The organism is Sorangium sp. So ce176 (assembly GCF_051519835.1).
In the GTDB taxonomy this organism is placed as follows: domain Bacteria; phylum Myxococcota_A; class Polyangia; order Polyangiales; family Polyangiaceae; genus Sorangium; species Sorangium cellulosum_G.
Genome location: NZ_CP150371.1, coordinates 4,907,651 through 4,922,780, shown reverse-complemented (window position 1 = coordinate 4,922,780; position 15,130 = coordinate 4,907,651). Strand labels below are relative to the sequence as shown.

General features: G+C 74.5%; 8 protein-coding genes. 1 reads left to right on the top strand and 7 read right to left on the bottom strand.

The window, feature by feature from the left end; genetic code table 11:
- Positions 1-45: 45 nt before the first annotated feature.
- The 5 genes from WMF42_RS18285 to WMF42_RS18265 all read right to left on the bottom strand — a co-directional run bounded on the left by WMF42_RS18285 (position 46) and on the right by WMF42_RS18265 (position 9,135).
- Positions 46-1,065 carry a hypothetical protein gene (locus WMF42_RS18285; RefSeq protein WP_437693353.1) on the bottom strand — a complete coding sequence of 340 codons (1,020 nt, stop codon included), beginning with the start codon at positions 1,063-1,065 and terminating at the stop codon, positions 46-48.
- A gap of 402 nt (positions 1,066-1,467) precedes the next feature.
- Positions 1,468-1,929 carry a DoxX family protein gene (locus tag WMF42_RS18280; RefSeq protein WP_061607589.1) on the bottom strand — a complete coding sequence of 154 codons (462 nt, stop codon included), beginning with the start codon at positions 1,927-1,929 and terminating at the stop codon, positions 1,468-1,470.
- A gap of 24 nt (positions 1,930-1,953) precedes the next feature.
- Complete coding sequence (locus tag WMF42_RS18275; RefSeq protein WP_061607588.1) at positions 1,954-2,748, bottom strand: helix-turn-helix domain-containing protein; 795 nt, start codon at positions 2,746-2,748, stop codon at positions 1,954-1,956.
- 155 nt (positions 2,749-2,903) lie between these two features.
- Complete coding sequence (locus tag WMF42_RS18270) at positions 2,904-3,851, bottom strand: hypothetical protein (protein ID WP_437693352.1); 948 nt, start codon at positions 3,849-3,851, stop codon at positions 2,904-2,906.
- 109 nt (positions 3,852-3,960) lie between these two features.
- Positions 3,961-9,135 carry a pentapeptide repeat-containing protein gene (locus WMF42_RS18265; RefSeq protein WP_437693351.1) on the bottom strand — a complete coding sequence of 1,725 codons (5,175 nt, stop codon included), beginning with the start codon at positions 9,133-9,135 and terminating at the stop codon, positions 3,961-3,963.
- A gap of 86 nt (positions 9,136-9,221) precedes the next feature.
- Between WMF42_RS18265 and WMF42_RS18260 the strand changes: the two genes are divergently transcribed.
- Positions 9,222-11,882 (top strand): dynamin family protein, encoded by a 2,661-nt coding sequence (locus tag WMF42_RS18260; protein WP_437693350.1) that lies wholly within the window; start codon positions 9,222-9,224, stop codon positions 11,880-11,882.
- Between the two features lie 40 nt (positions 11,883-11,922).
- On the opposite strand, the gene WMF42_RS18255 is transcribed toward WMF42_RS18260, so the two are convergent.
- Both WMF42_RS18255 and WMF42_RS18250 read right to left on the bottom strand, forming a co-directional pair.
- The gene (locus WMF42_RS18255) at positions 11,923-13,446 is read right to left on the bottom strand and encodes a protein kinase domain-containing protein (protein ID WP_437693349.1); all 1,524 of its coding nucleotides are present in this window, start codon (positions 13,444-13,446) and stop codon (positions 11,923-11,925) included.
- Positions 13,447-13,499: 53 nt separating this feature from the next.
- Positions 13,500-15,089 carry a 3,4-dehydroadipyl-CoA semialdehyde dehydrogenase gene (locus WMF42_RS18250; protein ID WP_437693348.1) on the bottom strand — a complete coding sequence of 530 codons (1,590 nt, stop codon included), beginning with the start codon at positions 15,087-15,089 and terminating at the stop codon, positions 13,500-13,502.
- Between the last annotated feature and the right edge of the window lie 41 nt (positions 15,090-15,130).

Below are 15,130 nucleotides of genomic sequence, written 5' to 3'. Positions count from 1 at the left end.
GTGAGCGGATGCGGCCAGGGACGTGTTCCCCAGCTGGTTATCGGTTCATCCGTCCGTCATCCCGGCCGGCGCGCTCTCCGGCGCCTCCGCCGGCGCGCCGTCCTGTGCCTCGGCCGTCGCATCCTCCTGTGCCTCGGCCGCCCCGTTGCTGCCGAGCGAGACCGCGGCGCGGAGCGCCGGCAGCAGCGCGTCGGCCTTGCGCTTGCCGAGCGCGACGGCCGCGAGCACCTGGAGGTGGTCGTACCGCTCGGCGACGAGCGCCGCGATCCGGTCGCGCAGGATCGCCTCCTCGGTGCGCTTCGGCACAGCGGCGGCGGCGTTGCCTGGGCGCACCTGCTGCACCAGCGCGCCGCCCAGCGTGGCGAGCAGGTCGAGCTTGTCGGCGGGGAACGGGTGCTTTCCGGCGAGCGCGCCGGAGAACTCGGCGAAGAGCCCCGGGAGGGCGACGAAGTCGCGCGCCTTGTCGAGCTTGCCCGAGCCAGCGCGCACGGCGGCGACGCGCTCGCGCGGCAAGAGGCCGAGCAGCGGGTGCGACGCCACCTCGAGGTAGCTCAGCATCAGCTCGCGCCACGGCGCGCCTTCGGCCAGCATCCTGTCGATCTCGCCCGCGCTGAGCGTCGCGACCGGCACGCGCGCCGCGCTGAAGTCGAGCGCCATGACCAGCGCTGGCAGCTCGAAGACCTCCTTGAGCCTTGGCTCGCGCAGCGCGCTCACGGCGGCCGGAAGGTGCGGCTCGAGCGCGTCGAGCGCGGCCATGACGTTCGCGCGCATGAGCAGCGGCTGGCCCGTGAAGACGGGCAGATCCGCCGCCGGCACGCGCTCGGCGAGCGGCCGGAAGTGCGCGAAGGCGCGCTCGGGCGCCTCGTCGGTGAACGCGGCCGCCCGTGCCTCCGCGATGAGCGCCGCCGGATTGACGCCCGCCCGATCCCGCTTGCGCGCGCTGCGCGCCTCCTTCTTTCCGGCCTTCGCGGCCCTCACGCCGTCGCTCTTTCCGGCCTTCGCGCCAGCCTTCTTGTCGGCCTTCGCTTCCTTCGCACGCGCCTTCTTGTCCTTGTTTCCGCCCATGGGTCTCCCTCCGCGTGATCGCGGTTTGTCCAGCCGGCGACCGTGCCACGGCGCCGGCGACCTGTTCAATCCGACCGCACTGACAGCGCCCCGCACGCGCCGGCGAAATCGTGCCCGCGCGGCGGCCCCGGCGCCGAGGGCGCGACCTGCATCCTCCGCCGAAGCGACGCGCCCGGCGTCGCCGTGCTCTCAGGGCTGCGTCCCGTTCAGCGGGGGAGGCGCGATCTGGCTTACAAACCTGTCACCTGGGCGACGGGCAACCCGTTGTGTGGCCTGGACGAGCGTGTCCGATCCGGCGGGTAAGCCGTTCCCGGGCACCCCGTCGGGCCCCGGCCGCGAGCCGCTACCGTCCTGTGGGCGCGCGGATCGCTACGCGCGTCTCCTTCTCGAGCAACGCGCCCATCAACGCCGGTTCCGGCCACGTGCGTCGATCGCCACGGCGATCGTGGCCGCGACGAACGCGATCTGAAGGAGCGTCCGCGGCACGAGCGGCGTCACCGGGCTGCCGCCGAGCGTGAGCCCAGCGCGCGCGGCGTGGACGTTCGCGGGGAACATCGCCACGAGCAGGATCGTCAGCCCAATGGCGGCCCAGGGCGCGAATCTCGGCACGAGGAGCGCCGCCGCGCCAGCGATCTCGAGGACCCCCGTGGCGGTCACGAGGAGCTCGGGAGAGGGCAGCGCCGGCGGCACCATCGCCACGAGCTCCGCCCGCCGGCTCCCCCAGTGGGCCGATGCGGTGAGCAGGAACATCGCCGCGAGGGCGTACCGCAAGCACGTCACCCAGCTCGCGAGGTGTTTGACGCCGAGGCGCCCGAGGACGAGGAGCAACGCGAACGAGACCGTGAGGACAAGGAGAGGTGCCATGCCCGCAAGGTGGCAATCGGCCCTTCAGCCGTCTTGAACCAACTGGCTACGGCGTCTCAGATCGGAAGGGCTCACCCCGAACATCCGGCGGAAGGTCCGGGTCATGTGCGCCGCGTCCGCGAAGCCGGCCGCGGCGGCGGCCTCCGCCAGCGTCGCGCCGCCGGCGATCGCCGCCCCGGCGCGCTCGAGCTTGAGCCACAGGAGGTACGGCCGGAGCGGGACGCCGACGCTCTCCGTGAAGGCGTGCATGAACCGCCCCGGCGAGAGGCGCGCCATGCGCGCGAGCGCCTCGAGCGACGTGTCCGCGCTCCCGTCGTCCGCCCGCAGGTGGCGCAGCACCCGCTGGATCCCCGGGTGTCGCGGCCTCGGCGGGGGCGCCGGGAGCGAGACCTCCAGCGCCTGGAACACGCCGGGCAGCGCCGCCGCGAGATCGCCGTCGCCGACCGCGGCGACGCACGACCGCAGCCGGCCCGCCGTCTCGCTGCCCACGATCTCGAGCTTCGACGCCCCGAGCGCCCGGGCCAGCCCATCGCCGGCGTCGCTCTCCGGCTCGACGAACACGACGATCACACGCCTCCCCGACGCATCGATCGCGTGCGCGATGTCCGGGGCGGTGAGGACGGCGCCTGCCGACTGAAACGGGCTCGCGTCGGCGGTGCGGACCAGGAGCTCTCCATCGAGCGCCAGCACGAGGTGCCAGCAGTGGTGGGCGTGGAGGGTGCTCCGCTCTCCAGGGCCCCACGTCGCCAGCACGGAGGGCCACGGCCGCGCCACGCCCGCGGGGGCGGCGCGGCCTGTCGCTTTCGGGGGGAGGAGCATCGGCCTGGAGTCTAGGCGCGCGCGGCGGATGCCGCCTTGCGAGAGGGTCCCGGAGCAGCGAACCTCGCCCGCGTGCGCGTCGTGGCTGGCGTGCGTTCTGCCTGGCGCTTCGCAGTGAACAGGTGCTGCCGCTCCTGTCGCGGGTGCTGCTGCCCTTACCGTCCGATGCGCGCGCGGATGGCGGCGCGCGTCTCCGCCGAGAGCGTGTCGAGGTAGGAATCGGAGAGCGCCTGGAGCACCTCGTCCGGCAAGGCGAGCAGCACCTGCTCGGGCGGCAGGCCGGCGACCCGCTGCTCTGGCGGCAGGCCGGCGACCCGCTGCTCTGGCGGCAACCCCGCCATGCGCTGCTCTGGCGGCAACCCCGCCATGCGCTGCTCTGGCGGCAACCCCGCCATGCGCTGCTCGGGCGGCAACCCCGCCATGCGCTGCTCGGGGGCGTAGGCCGACAGCACCCGCTCGGGCGGGAGGGTGGCCAGGAGCTTCCTGACCACCTCGTCGAAGCCTTCCAAATCGTGCATTTCCATGGCGATCTCCTCGGCTCCAAGCTGCTGCGAGAGCCACCGGCGGGCCTCGATGGTGCGCGCCTCGCCGTGACCGAACAAGCGTAGCAGATCGTCGTCCTCGGCCTCGGCCGCGGCGTCGATCTCCACGACAAGCAGCGCGAAGGCGCCGCCGTGGAGCCGCCAGTAGCCGCCGCCGAGGTCGCCCCATTCCAGCCCGAGGTCGGCCACATCCGCGTCGAGCGACCTGGTGCGCGATGGGACGAGCAGCACGCCGCACAGGTCGCTCCGCCGCTCGATCCGCGCTGCTTCGTCGGCGCAGTAGAGGTGCAGGTAGCTGCACAGCCGGTCGAGGTTGCGCCGGCGGTAGGGACGGCCGATGCTCTTGAACTCGACGATCGTGTCCCTGGGCAGCAGGTCCCAGAGCCGCTTCAGCGTGCCGGCCGGCTCGCTCGGCCCCGCGCCGCCGCGCAGCAGCAGGTAGTCTGCGCGGAGCGGCTCGGTCGAGAGCGGCACCTCGCTGCGCACCTCGAACCGCCGCGAGCCGCGCTGGCTGAGCAGCGCGACGAGCAGCACATGCCAGGCCGTCCGGGTCGAGCCCATCGGGCGCCGTCTACAGGCCTGTCCAGGCCGGGGCCAACAATCCGCGCTGCCTCGCGCGCGGGACAGCGCGAGCTTCGGCGCGCGGCGAGGCAACCGGCACAACCGGCGCTCAATCACCGCCGATCGCAGGCCGTTGTACGGGGAGCAGCGGCTCGTCGTCCGCGATGCGCAGGTCGGGAAACAGCGCGTCGAGCTCGCCCGGCTCGAAGCGGCAGAGGCTGGCGGCGTGCCAGAAGCCGCCCGCGATGTTGCCACCGAGCTTGTAGCGGCCGTCGGGGCGGAAGGCGACCCAGCCTTCAGGGAGCATGAGGAGCACGGCGATGCACGCGCCGGTGCGCACGTCCCAGAAGCGGAGGGTCCCGTCGGTGGAGCTGGAGAGAAGCGTGCTGCCATCAGGGGTGAAGGCCAGGCTCATGACCGCATCGGAGTGCCCTCGCAGCACGCGCAGGATGTCGCCCGTCACCACATCCCACAGGTGAACGCTGCGGTCGTCGGACGCCGAGGCAAGCAATGTCCCGTGAGGGCTGAAGAGCACGCTCGTCACCCGGCTCTCATGGCCGCGGAGCGCGCGTGGCTCGCCTCCGCCGACGACCAGCGACCAGAGCCGCACGACGGTGTCGTCCGACCCTGACGCGAGCGTCCTTCCATCAGGGCTGAAGGCCACGCACCTCGCGACGCTTTCGTGATCTCCCAGCACGCGCGCGGCTCCTTCGCCGTTCACCTCCCAGAGCCGGATGGTCCGATCGACCGAGCCTGACGCGAGCGTCCTTCCATCGGGGCTGAAGGCCACGCACCTGACGATGTCGTCGTGCTCTCCCACGACACGAAGCGGATCTGCCGTCTCGGTGCGCCAGAGCCGCACCGTCCTGTCGAACGAGCTTGACGCGAGCGCCCTCCCATCAGGGCTGAACGCGATATCCGTGACGTACTCGGTGTGCCCCTTCAGCACACGTACGCCGTCGTCGACGCTGAGCCCTCGCAGCCGGATCGTGTGGTCGTACGCGGTGAACGCCAGCGTCGTGCTGTCAGGGCTGAAGATCAATCTCGATGAGCATATGCCGCTCTCCTTCAGCGACGGCAGCGCGCTCCACGTCGACATGCGCCAGAGATGAACGCCGGACTCCTCGGATCCGAGCGCCAGCGTGGCGCCATCGCTGCTCAAGGATGCCGCCATCGCTATCCTCGCATGCCCTTGCAGCACGCGGAGGGCTCCTCCTGTCGACGCCTGCCAGAGCCGTACAGTGCGGTCCTTCGAGCCAGACGCGAGCGTCGCGCCGTCGGGGCTGAACGCGACGCTCGTCACGCCAGCGGAATGGCCCTCGAGCACGTGCGACATGAGGCTGGACTCGTGCCACAGCCGCACCGAACCATCTCCCGAGGCAGAGGCGAGCGCCGCGCCGTCAGGGCTGAACGCGACGCTCCGCACGTGCCGGGAGTGACCCTTCAGCATGTGCCCCTCGCCCGTTGACGTCTGCCAGAGCCCGATATCGTAGTCCATCGATCCGGACGCCAGCCGCTCTCCGTCAGGGCTGAACGCGACGCTGAGCACGCCGCCCCGGTGGCCGCTCAACACGCGAAGCAGGTTGCCTGTCGAGATCTCCCAGAGCCGGACCGTGGCGTCATGAGCGCCGGAGGCCAGCGTCTCGCCGTCAGGGCTGAACGCCACGGCCATCGCCCCGCCCAGATGACCTTCAAGCACGCCGACCTGACTCGATGCGGTCACACGCCAGAGTCGTACGGTGCTGTCACGACCGCTGGAGGCCAGCACCTCGCCGTCGGGCCTGAAGGCCACGCTCGTCACGTGGTGCACGTGCCCCTTGAGCACGCCGAGCACATTCCCCGTCGACACGTCCCAGAGCCGGACCGTTTGATCTTCGGAGCCGGAGGCGAGGGTGTCGCCGTCAGGGCTGAAGGCGAGGCTCGTGACCCAGTCGGAGTGACCATCCAGCCTGCGCAGCGCGCTGCCGGTCGCCATGTCCCACAGCACGACCCAGCGGACGTGGCCGGATGCGAGCACGGCCCCATCGGGGCTGATCGCCATGGCGTTGCATCGGCTCTCTTGCACCCAGGTCGGCTCGAACCGCGCCGCCTCCGGCATCGCCGCGCCGAACGTGTCGCACGCGTCGAACCGCGCGCCCCGCGCGCCCACGAGCTTCGCCCCGCGCAGCCTCACCGAGGCGAGCGTCGCCCCCGTCAGATCCGCGCCGATGAGGCGCGCCCGCACCGCCGTCGCGCCCGTCAGATCCGCCCCGCAGAGCGCCGCGCCCGAGAGGTCCGCCCCGTCGAGCAGCGCCCCCCCGAGCCGCGCCCCGCTCAGGTCGGCCCCCACGAGCTTCGCCCCCCGCAGGTCCGCCCCCCGCAGGTCGCAGCCGCTGAGGTCCTTCCCCGAGAGGTCCTGCCCGCGCAGGTCCGCCCCCGCGAGGTTCATGCGCTCGCGCACCCCGAGCCCCATCCGCCCGTCGATCCGCAGCGCGTTCGCCGCCGCGACCGCCCCCCACGCGCCGCCGAGCGCCGCCCGCGCCCACGTCGCGGCCGCGTCGCGCCCGGCGAGCGCCCCGAAGAAGTCGGCCATCAGGTCGCTCACCTCGCGCTGCGCGAGCGCCGACGCCTCGCCGGCGCGCTGCACCTCCTCGGCCGCCTCCCGCGCCACCAGCCACTCAAGCACCGACTGGTGGATGAACCGGAAGTTCTCCTGGTCGTCCCACACGAGCAGCGTGCCCGACCCGATCTCGTGCGTCGCCACGCCCACGTCGAGCTCGTGCCGCCCGAGCGCCTGCAGCGCCGCGATGAGCTCCGGCGGCAGCTCGCGGATGCTCACGCTCTGCTCGGTGCGCTGCCACAGCCGCGTCGCGAGCTCCGTCACCGCCCGCCACCGCTGCGCCACCGACAGGCCCGGCCGCGCGCCCCTCGGGTGCGCGCGCTCGTACTCCCAGACGAGCCACCGGTCCAGGAGGAGCCGGTACAGCCCAGCCGACGTGATCTCGCCGTCGCCCGCCTTCGCCTGCCGGAGCTGCGCCTCCTCGATCTCGGCGATGAACCCCAGCATCCGCGGGTTCGCCGACAGGCCGAGCAGATCCTTCACGTCCGCCAGCAGCCGCATGCGCGCGTCGGCCGCCTCCTCGCCGCCGAGCCGGTTCACGAGGAACCTGTGGATCTGCGCCTCGGTGAACGGCTGGAGGCGCGCGAGCCGGTAGCCGGGCAAGAGCGCCGCCTTCTCCGCGAGCGCCGACCGCACCTGCTGCTCCGAGATGAAGTGCTGGCTGCGGCTCGTGACCACCACCTTCGCCGCCTTGCCCTGCGCCGCCTGGATCAGCGTGTCGAAGTGCTCCACCGCGCGGTCGTACGTCACGCGGAAGGCGAGCTCGTCGAAGCCGTCGAACAGGAGCGCGATCCGCCCCTCGGCGAGCATGTGCCGGAACGCGGGCAGGTCGATCTTGCCGAGCCCCGCGAGCGCGAGGTGCTGCGCGATGAGCGCGTTCAGGTCGCGCGCCTTCTCCAGCGCGCGCATCTCGATGAGCACAGGCGTCAGCGGGCCGCCCGCCTTGCCCATGCGCCGCGCGAGCTCGCGCAGGAGGAACGTCTTGCCCGTGCCGAAGTCGCCGAGCACCAGCACGAACCGGCTGTGCTCCGAGTCGAGCAGCTCGGCGAACGCGTCGAGCGCGCGGTCGCGCAGCGCCTCCTCCTGGCCCATCGTGAGCGCGACGCGCTGCTCGACGTAGAGCGCCGACGGGTACGTCGGGTCCCGATCGAGGCTCGCGCTCTGCCACGCGAGGTAGCCGCGGAAGTCGATGAGCCCCTGGTACTCGAGGAACCGCACGAGGCGCACGCGCCGCGCGCTCGCGTACCGCGCGAGCTCCTCCGGCGCGGGCTCGCCGCCGTAGACGAGCGTGGACACGAGGCCGGGATCGTCGCGCCGGTACGAGGCGTCGATGCTCTCCAGGAACGCGGAGACCGCCTCGGTCGAGATGCCGCTCTCGAGCGCCGCGAGCGGCGCGATCCGGACGATGCCGCCCTCGTTGACCGACACGCGCAGGTAGCAGCCGAAGGGGAGGGGAGCGTCGAACCACTCGATCTCGACGCCCTCCGGCTCGCGCAGCCTGCACACGCGCTCGACGCGCGAGAGGAAGTCGTCGCTGCGCCCCTCGCCCGGCAGGAGGATGTCGTCGCCGTGCGGCTCCGCGTGGCCGCCCCGCGCGCGCGCCGGGAAGCGGCGCAGCCTGCGGCCTCGCCCGGCGCGCTCGCCGCGCTCGGGCGAGGCGTAGCGCCGCAGGAACGCGAAGAGGAACTCCGCCGAGGCGCGGCACGCGAACGCGCGGAAGCTGTCGTCCTTGTCGTGGTCGCCGTGGTCCGAGACCGCCTTCGCGATGATCGACCGCCGCCCGAGGCGCTCCGCGACGTAGCCGATCGCGGCGGCCTCCATCTCGACGCCGAGCACCTTCCGCCCGAACGGCCTCAGCCGCTCGAACAGCGCGGGGTCCTCCTGCACCGCCTTGCCGGTGGCGATCGGGCCGATGTGTACGCGGAACGGCCGGGCCTGGGGCGGGCCGTCCGGGTGGATCACGCGCTCCCGGCGCACCTGCGCCATGCCCGCGTCCGTGAGCTCGAGGCCGCGGTCGCCGATGCGGAGCACGCCCTCGGCCTCCAGCTCGCCGACGCGCTCGGTCCACCCCGGGCACCGCGCTGCGCGCTCCGGCAGCGCGACGGGCGGGGGCGCCCCCTCGACGACGCTCGCGTAGAGCGCGTGCCGGAGCCACCACGCCTGCGACGCCTTCGAGGGCGGGCGCTCGCGCGCGAGCGGCGTCGCGCGCTCGAACTCGCGCGCGAAGAGCGCGGCGTCCATGTTCCACGTGCGCTCGAGGTTGTACGTCTCGATATCGTGGAAGAACCCGCCGTCGCCGCCCTCGCCGGGCGCGACGCGCTTGCCCTCGTCGTGGCTGTAGACGCGGTCCGCGACGATCACGTCGCCGAGCGACACCTCGCCGCGCTTGCCGGCGCAGATGCCGCACATCGCGAGGCACGCCGGGTCGAGCTCCTCGATGAGCCCCTGCGCCCTCGCCGCGGCCGCGCTCTCGCCCATCCGCCCCGACCACGCCGCGGCGACGCGGAGCGGCTGGCCGCGGTCGTTCGGGAGCTCGCGGACGTAGTACGGAAACCCGGCCGGATCCCGCGACTCCCGCCAGCCGTCCCGCCCGCCCTCGCCGAGCGCGAGCACCGCCTCGAGCTCGTCCTGCAGCGCGGTCACGACCAGCGCATCGACGCGCCCTGCGAGGAGGTCCGGCGGCACGGGGCCACTCTACCAAACAAGCGCGCGCCCTCGGCCTGGCCGATTTTCTTGGACGACCGCCCTCTCCCGGGGCTTTCATCCGGCCCATGGCGAGGCTCGTCGAGGCGCTGAACCGATTCTTCGGGCGGGTCGAGATCCTCGCGCTCGGCCTCGAGAACGAGCGCAGCGCCGCCGAGGCCGCGCTCGCGAAGGGCATGCCGCTCGAGGCCCGCGAGCACGCCCGCACCATCCTCTCCGTCCTGCCCGACTCGGCCGTCGGGCTGGCGCTCTGGGCCGACGCCGCGGAGGAGGCCTGGCTCGACGAGGAGGTCGTCACCGCGCTCGCGGACCTCACGAAGCGCGTGCCCTGGCGCGCCGATGTGTGGCTCCGCCTCGGGCGCGCGGGGCAGCGCGTCGGCTGGGGCGGCGCGCGGGACGCGCTCGAGCGGGCCGCCTCGGCGCCGGAGGAGCGCGACGCCGCGCGCCTCGCGCTGCTCGACCTCTGCGACCTCGACCTCGCCACCGGCGATCCGGCGCGCGCGCAGCGCTGGCTCGACCGCATCCCGGCGCCGCTCTCGACCGTGCCCGACCGCGACGCCGCCCTCCGCCGCGCCGCGTGCGCGCTGGCGCGCGGCGACATCGACGGCGCGCGCGCCGCCGCGGAGATCCTGGGCGAGCCCGCCGCCATCGAGGGGCGCGCCGCGCTCGTCCTCGCCCAGCTCGCGCTCGCCGAGGCGAGCGCCGCGGCGGGGCCCTCCGCGGGCGCGCCGCCGCCCGCCGTCGTCGCGCGCGCGCTCGACCTCGGGCTCCGCGCGCTCGTGCTCGACGTCCCCGGCGCGGCGGAGCTCTGCGCCGCGCTCGTCGCCGCCTCCCGCGACGTGCTCGTCGTCGACCGCGTGCGCCGCGTCGTCCGCGCCGCGGGCGCGCTCGACGAGCCGACCTGGGCCGCCGCGTTCGCGTTCGCCGAGGGCCGGCGCGACGACGCGCGGCGCGCGCTCGCGCGCGGCCTCTCCGCCGGCGACCGCGCGGCCGCGGCGGCGCTGCTCCGCATGGCCGTCGAGACGCGCGACCTCGGCGCGCTCGACGCGCTCGCCGCGCGGGCGGCGGGCGAGGACACGCGCGGCGCGACGGCGCCGCCGCTCTCGCCCGACCTCGTCCGGCTGCGTGACGCCGCGGCGATGGCGTCCGAGGGGCAGGGGAGCAAGGCGCTCGATGCGCTCGACGCCGTGACCGGCGAGGGCGCCGGGTGGGCCGAGGACATCCGCCGCTCGATCCTGCGCGGGTGGATCCCCCCCGCGCAGGGCGGCGCCGCGCCGCGCCCGGCCGCATGGGGCGACGTGCTGCGCGAGCTCGCGCGCACGGCCAAGCTCCTCGACCGGCTCGACCTGCTCGCGGGGACCGAGTCGCTCGCCGTCGAGCGCGAGCGCCCGCTCCGCGCCGCCGTGGTCGGCGAGTTCAACGCCGGCAAGAGCACCTTCCTGAACGCGCTGCTCGGCGAGGACGTGGCGCCGACCGGCGTGCTGCCGACGACCGCGACGCTCCACTGGGTCGCCTGGGCGCCCGACCCGTTCGCGCGCATCGTCGTGCGCGGCGGTCAGGACCGCGTCGTGCCGCACGCGGCGCTGAAGGAGACGCTGCGCGCCCTCGCCGCGGCCGGCGACAAGGTCGCGCGCGTCTTCATCTACGCGCCGATCGAGCGGCTGAAGCGCGTCGAGATCCTCGACACGCCGGGCTTCAACGCGCCGGACCCCGACCACATCGCCGAGGCGCGGCGGGCGTTCGACGAGGCCCACGTCGCCCTCTGGCTGCTCGACGCGCCGCAGGCGATGAAGGAGTCGGAGCGCCGCGTGCTCTCCGAGATCAGCGCGCTCGGCGTGCCGGTGCAGATCCTCGCGAACAAGGCCGACCGGCTCAAGCCCGACGCGCTGGAGACGGTGCTCGCGCACGTGCGCGACAGCCTCGCGGCCAGCGCCATCGCCTCGCTCGCGCCGCCGATCGCCTTCTCGGCGCGGCTCTCGCTCAAGGGGCGGCTCGGCGACGAGGCGGCGCTCGCGGCCTCGGGGTGGGCCGAGGTCGAGGCGCTCTTCGCCGAGCAGATCGTCGACGCGAGCGAGGCGCTCCGCGAGCGCGCGCTCCGGCGCAAGGCGGGCCGCATCGCGGCCGAGCTCGCCCAGGCGGCCTCCGCGCGCGCCGCGGAGGACCGCGAGGCCGTGCGCCGCGCGCGCGCCGAGGCCGATCGGCTGCGCGCGAGCGCGGCGTACCTGCGGCGCGAGCGGCGCACGATCGCCGCGGCGATCGACAAGGCGCTCGAGCCCGCGCGCCGGGAGCTCGCGGCCGACCTGCGCCCGATCGCGGCGCTGCCCGAGGAGCGCAAGCGCGCGGACGCCGGCGTCCGCGCCTACGTCCAGGAGCGGCTCGTGGCGCGCCTGAGCTGGCCGCTCTCGGCCGAGATCGCGAGGGCGGCGGCCCACGCTGGCGGGGACGCGGGGGGCCGCGCCGCGCGGGGCGCCGACGCCGAGCCGCCGCCGCGGGCGGCGGCCCACGTGCGCGCGGTCCTGATGGGCATGGTGGCGGTGCACGACGCGCCCGACGAGCTCGCGGCGCGCCCGATCGAGGGCGTTGTCGAGGCCGCGATCGACGCCTTCGCGATGGCGCTGTCGGCCGAGGCGGAGGCGCCGGTGCCGCCGCCGGCCTCGGCGGCGATCGAGCAGCGCGCGCTGGCGCTCCGCGCCGCCTTCGAGGCGCCCGCGGCGCCGGCTGACGCCTGAGCGCCCGCCCGCGCCCCGGGCGGTGCGAGGCCGCGAGAGGTCAGCGGCTCAGGAAGAACGCGATCACCCCGAGCGCCAGCCCGATCAGGATCGCGATCGGCACCACGAGCCGGACGAGCCACATGTCCGACGCGTGGGCCGGCGGCCGGCGGTCGCGCCGGACCAGGAGCGCCGGCGCGCCCTCGACCGTGGGCAGCGCGGGAGGCCGCGGCAGCGCCACGGTCTGCTGCGCGGCAGGCCGGGGGGACGGCGCGCGGGCGCCGGCGGCGGGGAAGAGCGGCGGGAAGTCCTTGCGGTCGCGGATCACGATGTCGCTCGACGGCGGGTCGCTCGAGGGGACGTTGATCCGCGCCTGCGGGAGCGTGCGCGAGAACTCCTCCGACGTCGGCCCGGCCAGCGCGTCGTGCCCGTGGGCGCCGGGCAGCGCCGCGGCGCGCGACGAGATCGCGCTCGACGGCGGCCCCTCCGACAGCGCGCCCTCGCGGAACATGGCCTTCGCGAGCACCTCGCCGCGCTGCGCCGGCGGCGGCGGGTCGATCTCGCGCAGCGGCGGCGCCGCGGTCATCGTGCTGCGGATCGACACAGGCATCGCCGACTCGATTGTCGGCGCGTCCTCGGGCGCGCTCGCCGCCGCGGCGGGGAGCAGCGCCTCCGACAGGTGCGGCAGGAGGCGCTCGAGCTCGTCGCGCAGATCGCGCGCGGTCTGCTGCCGCTGGCCCGGCAGCTTCGCGAGCGCCGTGAGGATGATCGACTCGAGGCCGGGGTGGATCTGCGGCACGAACAGGCTCGGCGCGGGCGGCCGCTTCCGGATGTGATCCATCGCCACCTGCCACACGACGTCCGTGGGCGGGAAGGGGAGCCGCCCCGTCACGAGCAGGAAGAGCAGGACCCCGCACGCGTACACGTCGCTGCGCCCGTCGATGGCGTCGCCACGGCACTGCTCCGGGGACATGTACGCCGGCGTGCCGACGACCACGCCCACCGTGGTGACCGAGCCCCACACGCTGATGGGCGCGCTGTTCGGCCCGTCGTCGCCGGCCCGCGAGCCCCCCTCGACCATCTTCGCGATCCCGAAGTCGAGCACCTTCACGCGCTCGACCGACGGATCCGCGGGATCCCGCAGGATCATCACGTTCTCGGGCTTGAGATCGCGGTGCACGATGTTCCGCTCGTGCGCGGCGGCGAGCGCGTCGGTGATGCCGATCAGGATCCGCGCGGCGCGCGCCTCGGAGAGGCGGCGCTCGGCGAGCAGGAGCTCGAACAGGTCCTGCCCCGAGACGAGCTCCATCACGATGTAGGGCAGGTGCCCTTCGACCCCGGAGTCGACGATCTGCACCGTGTTCGGGTGGCGCAGGCGCGACGCCGCCTTGGCCTCCCGGTGGAAGCGCGTGACGAACGTCGCGTCGCCGAGGAGCTGCGGGTGCATGATCTTGATGGCGACGTCGCGCGGCTCCGCGTCCTGCACGCCGCGGTAGACCGCCGCCATCGCGCCCTCGCCGATGAAGCCCGTGATGTGGAAGCGGCCTGCGATCGTCCGGCCGATGAGTTGCGGGCCCGCGCTCATGAGCGAGACTTCACCATAGAGTCCTCTTGGAGAGCTACCAAGGCCATCGCGATCTACGGCTTCGCCGGCGCGGGCCGGGGCTCCGCCTTCGTCCCGAGGATCGCCTCCAGGATCGGCCGTGACCCCTGCACCGCGGTGCGCTGCGAGTAGAAGTGGAGCCCGCGCAGCCCGCCGAGCTCCTCGCCGCCGCCGGCGCGGCCTGGCCCGCCGTGGATCGTCTGCGGCAGGACGGTGCCGGGGCCCGGCGCCTGATCGGCGATCCGCTCGCTGCCGAGCAGGACGCGGCCGTGGTACGGCGCGACGCCGAGCAGCACCTCCGCCGCGAAGCCGCGGTCGTCGCTGTAGACCGCGCAGACGAGGCTCCCGCGCCCGCGGCGCAGCAGCGCCACCGCGTGCGCCGCCCCGCCGTCATAAGGAAAGAGCGTCGCGACAGGGCCGAACACCTCGCGCTCGTGCGCGGCGGGCGCGCCGTCGGGGCCGCCGGCCACGATCAGCGTCGGCGGCACGAAGTACCCCTTTCCGTCGGGCACCCCGATCTTCTCGAAGGGCCCGGTGCCGCCGAGCGCCACCGTCGCGCCCGCCGCGAGGCGCTCGATGCCCGCGCGCACGCCGCGGAGCTGGTCGGCTGTGGTGAGCGGCCCCACCGTGACGCCGTCCTGCGACGGATCGCCGACCCGCGCGTCGCGGAGGCGGTCGACGAGGTCGTCGCGCACCGTGGTGATGACCGACGCGGGCACGAAGATGCGCCGGATCGCCGTGCACTTCTGGCCGGCCTTCTGGGTCATGTCGCGCACGACGTCGCGCAGGAACATCGCGTACGTCTCGGAGCCCGGGGCGGCGTCGAGGCCGAGGACCGCGCCGTTCAGGCTGTCGGCCTCGACGTTCACGCGGACGCTCTCGCGGGCGAGGCCCGGCAGCAGCCGGAGCGCCGCGCCGGTGGCGCTCGATCCGGTGAAGGCGAGGACGTCCTCGCCGCCGAGGTGATCGAGGAGATCGCCCGGCGGGCCGGCGATGAACGAGAGCGCGCCGCGCGGCAGCGGGGCGCCCTCGGTGAAGATCTTCATCAGCCGGAACGCGACGAGCGCCGTGCTCGTCGCGGGCTTCGTGATGGCGGGCATGCCCGCGAGGAGCGCGCAGGCGGCCTTCTCCGCGAGGCCCCACGCGGGGAAGTTGAAGGCGTTGATGTGCACAGCGACGCCCGGGCGCGGCACCAGGATGTGCTGGCCGAAGAAGCGCGGCGAGCGCCCGAGCTGCACGCCCTCGCCGTCGGCGAGCAGCCGCGCGTCGCCGAGCTGGGCGCCGAGGTCGGCGTAGTAGGCGAGCGTGCCGATCGCGCCGTCGATGTCGAACTTGGCGTCACCGCGGGTGTTGCCGCCGTTCTGGATGGCGACATCGAGGAGCGCGTCGCGGTGCGCGTGCGCGGCGCGCGACATGGCGCGGAGCAGCCCGCCGCGCTCGGCGAACGTGAGGGCGCGGAGCGCGGGGCCGCCCTCGGCCCGCGCGAACGCCACGGCGGCCGCGAGGTCGAGCCCGTCCGTGCTCGTCTCGGCGAGCGGCTCCTCCGTCGCCGGGTTGACGAGCGTATGGGGAGCTCCCCGACCGGCGCTCCACTGCCCTTCGACGTAGCTCTCGAGCCGCTCCATGGGGCGCGTAGCCTACTCGGGCGGTCGCTCGGCACAACCCC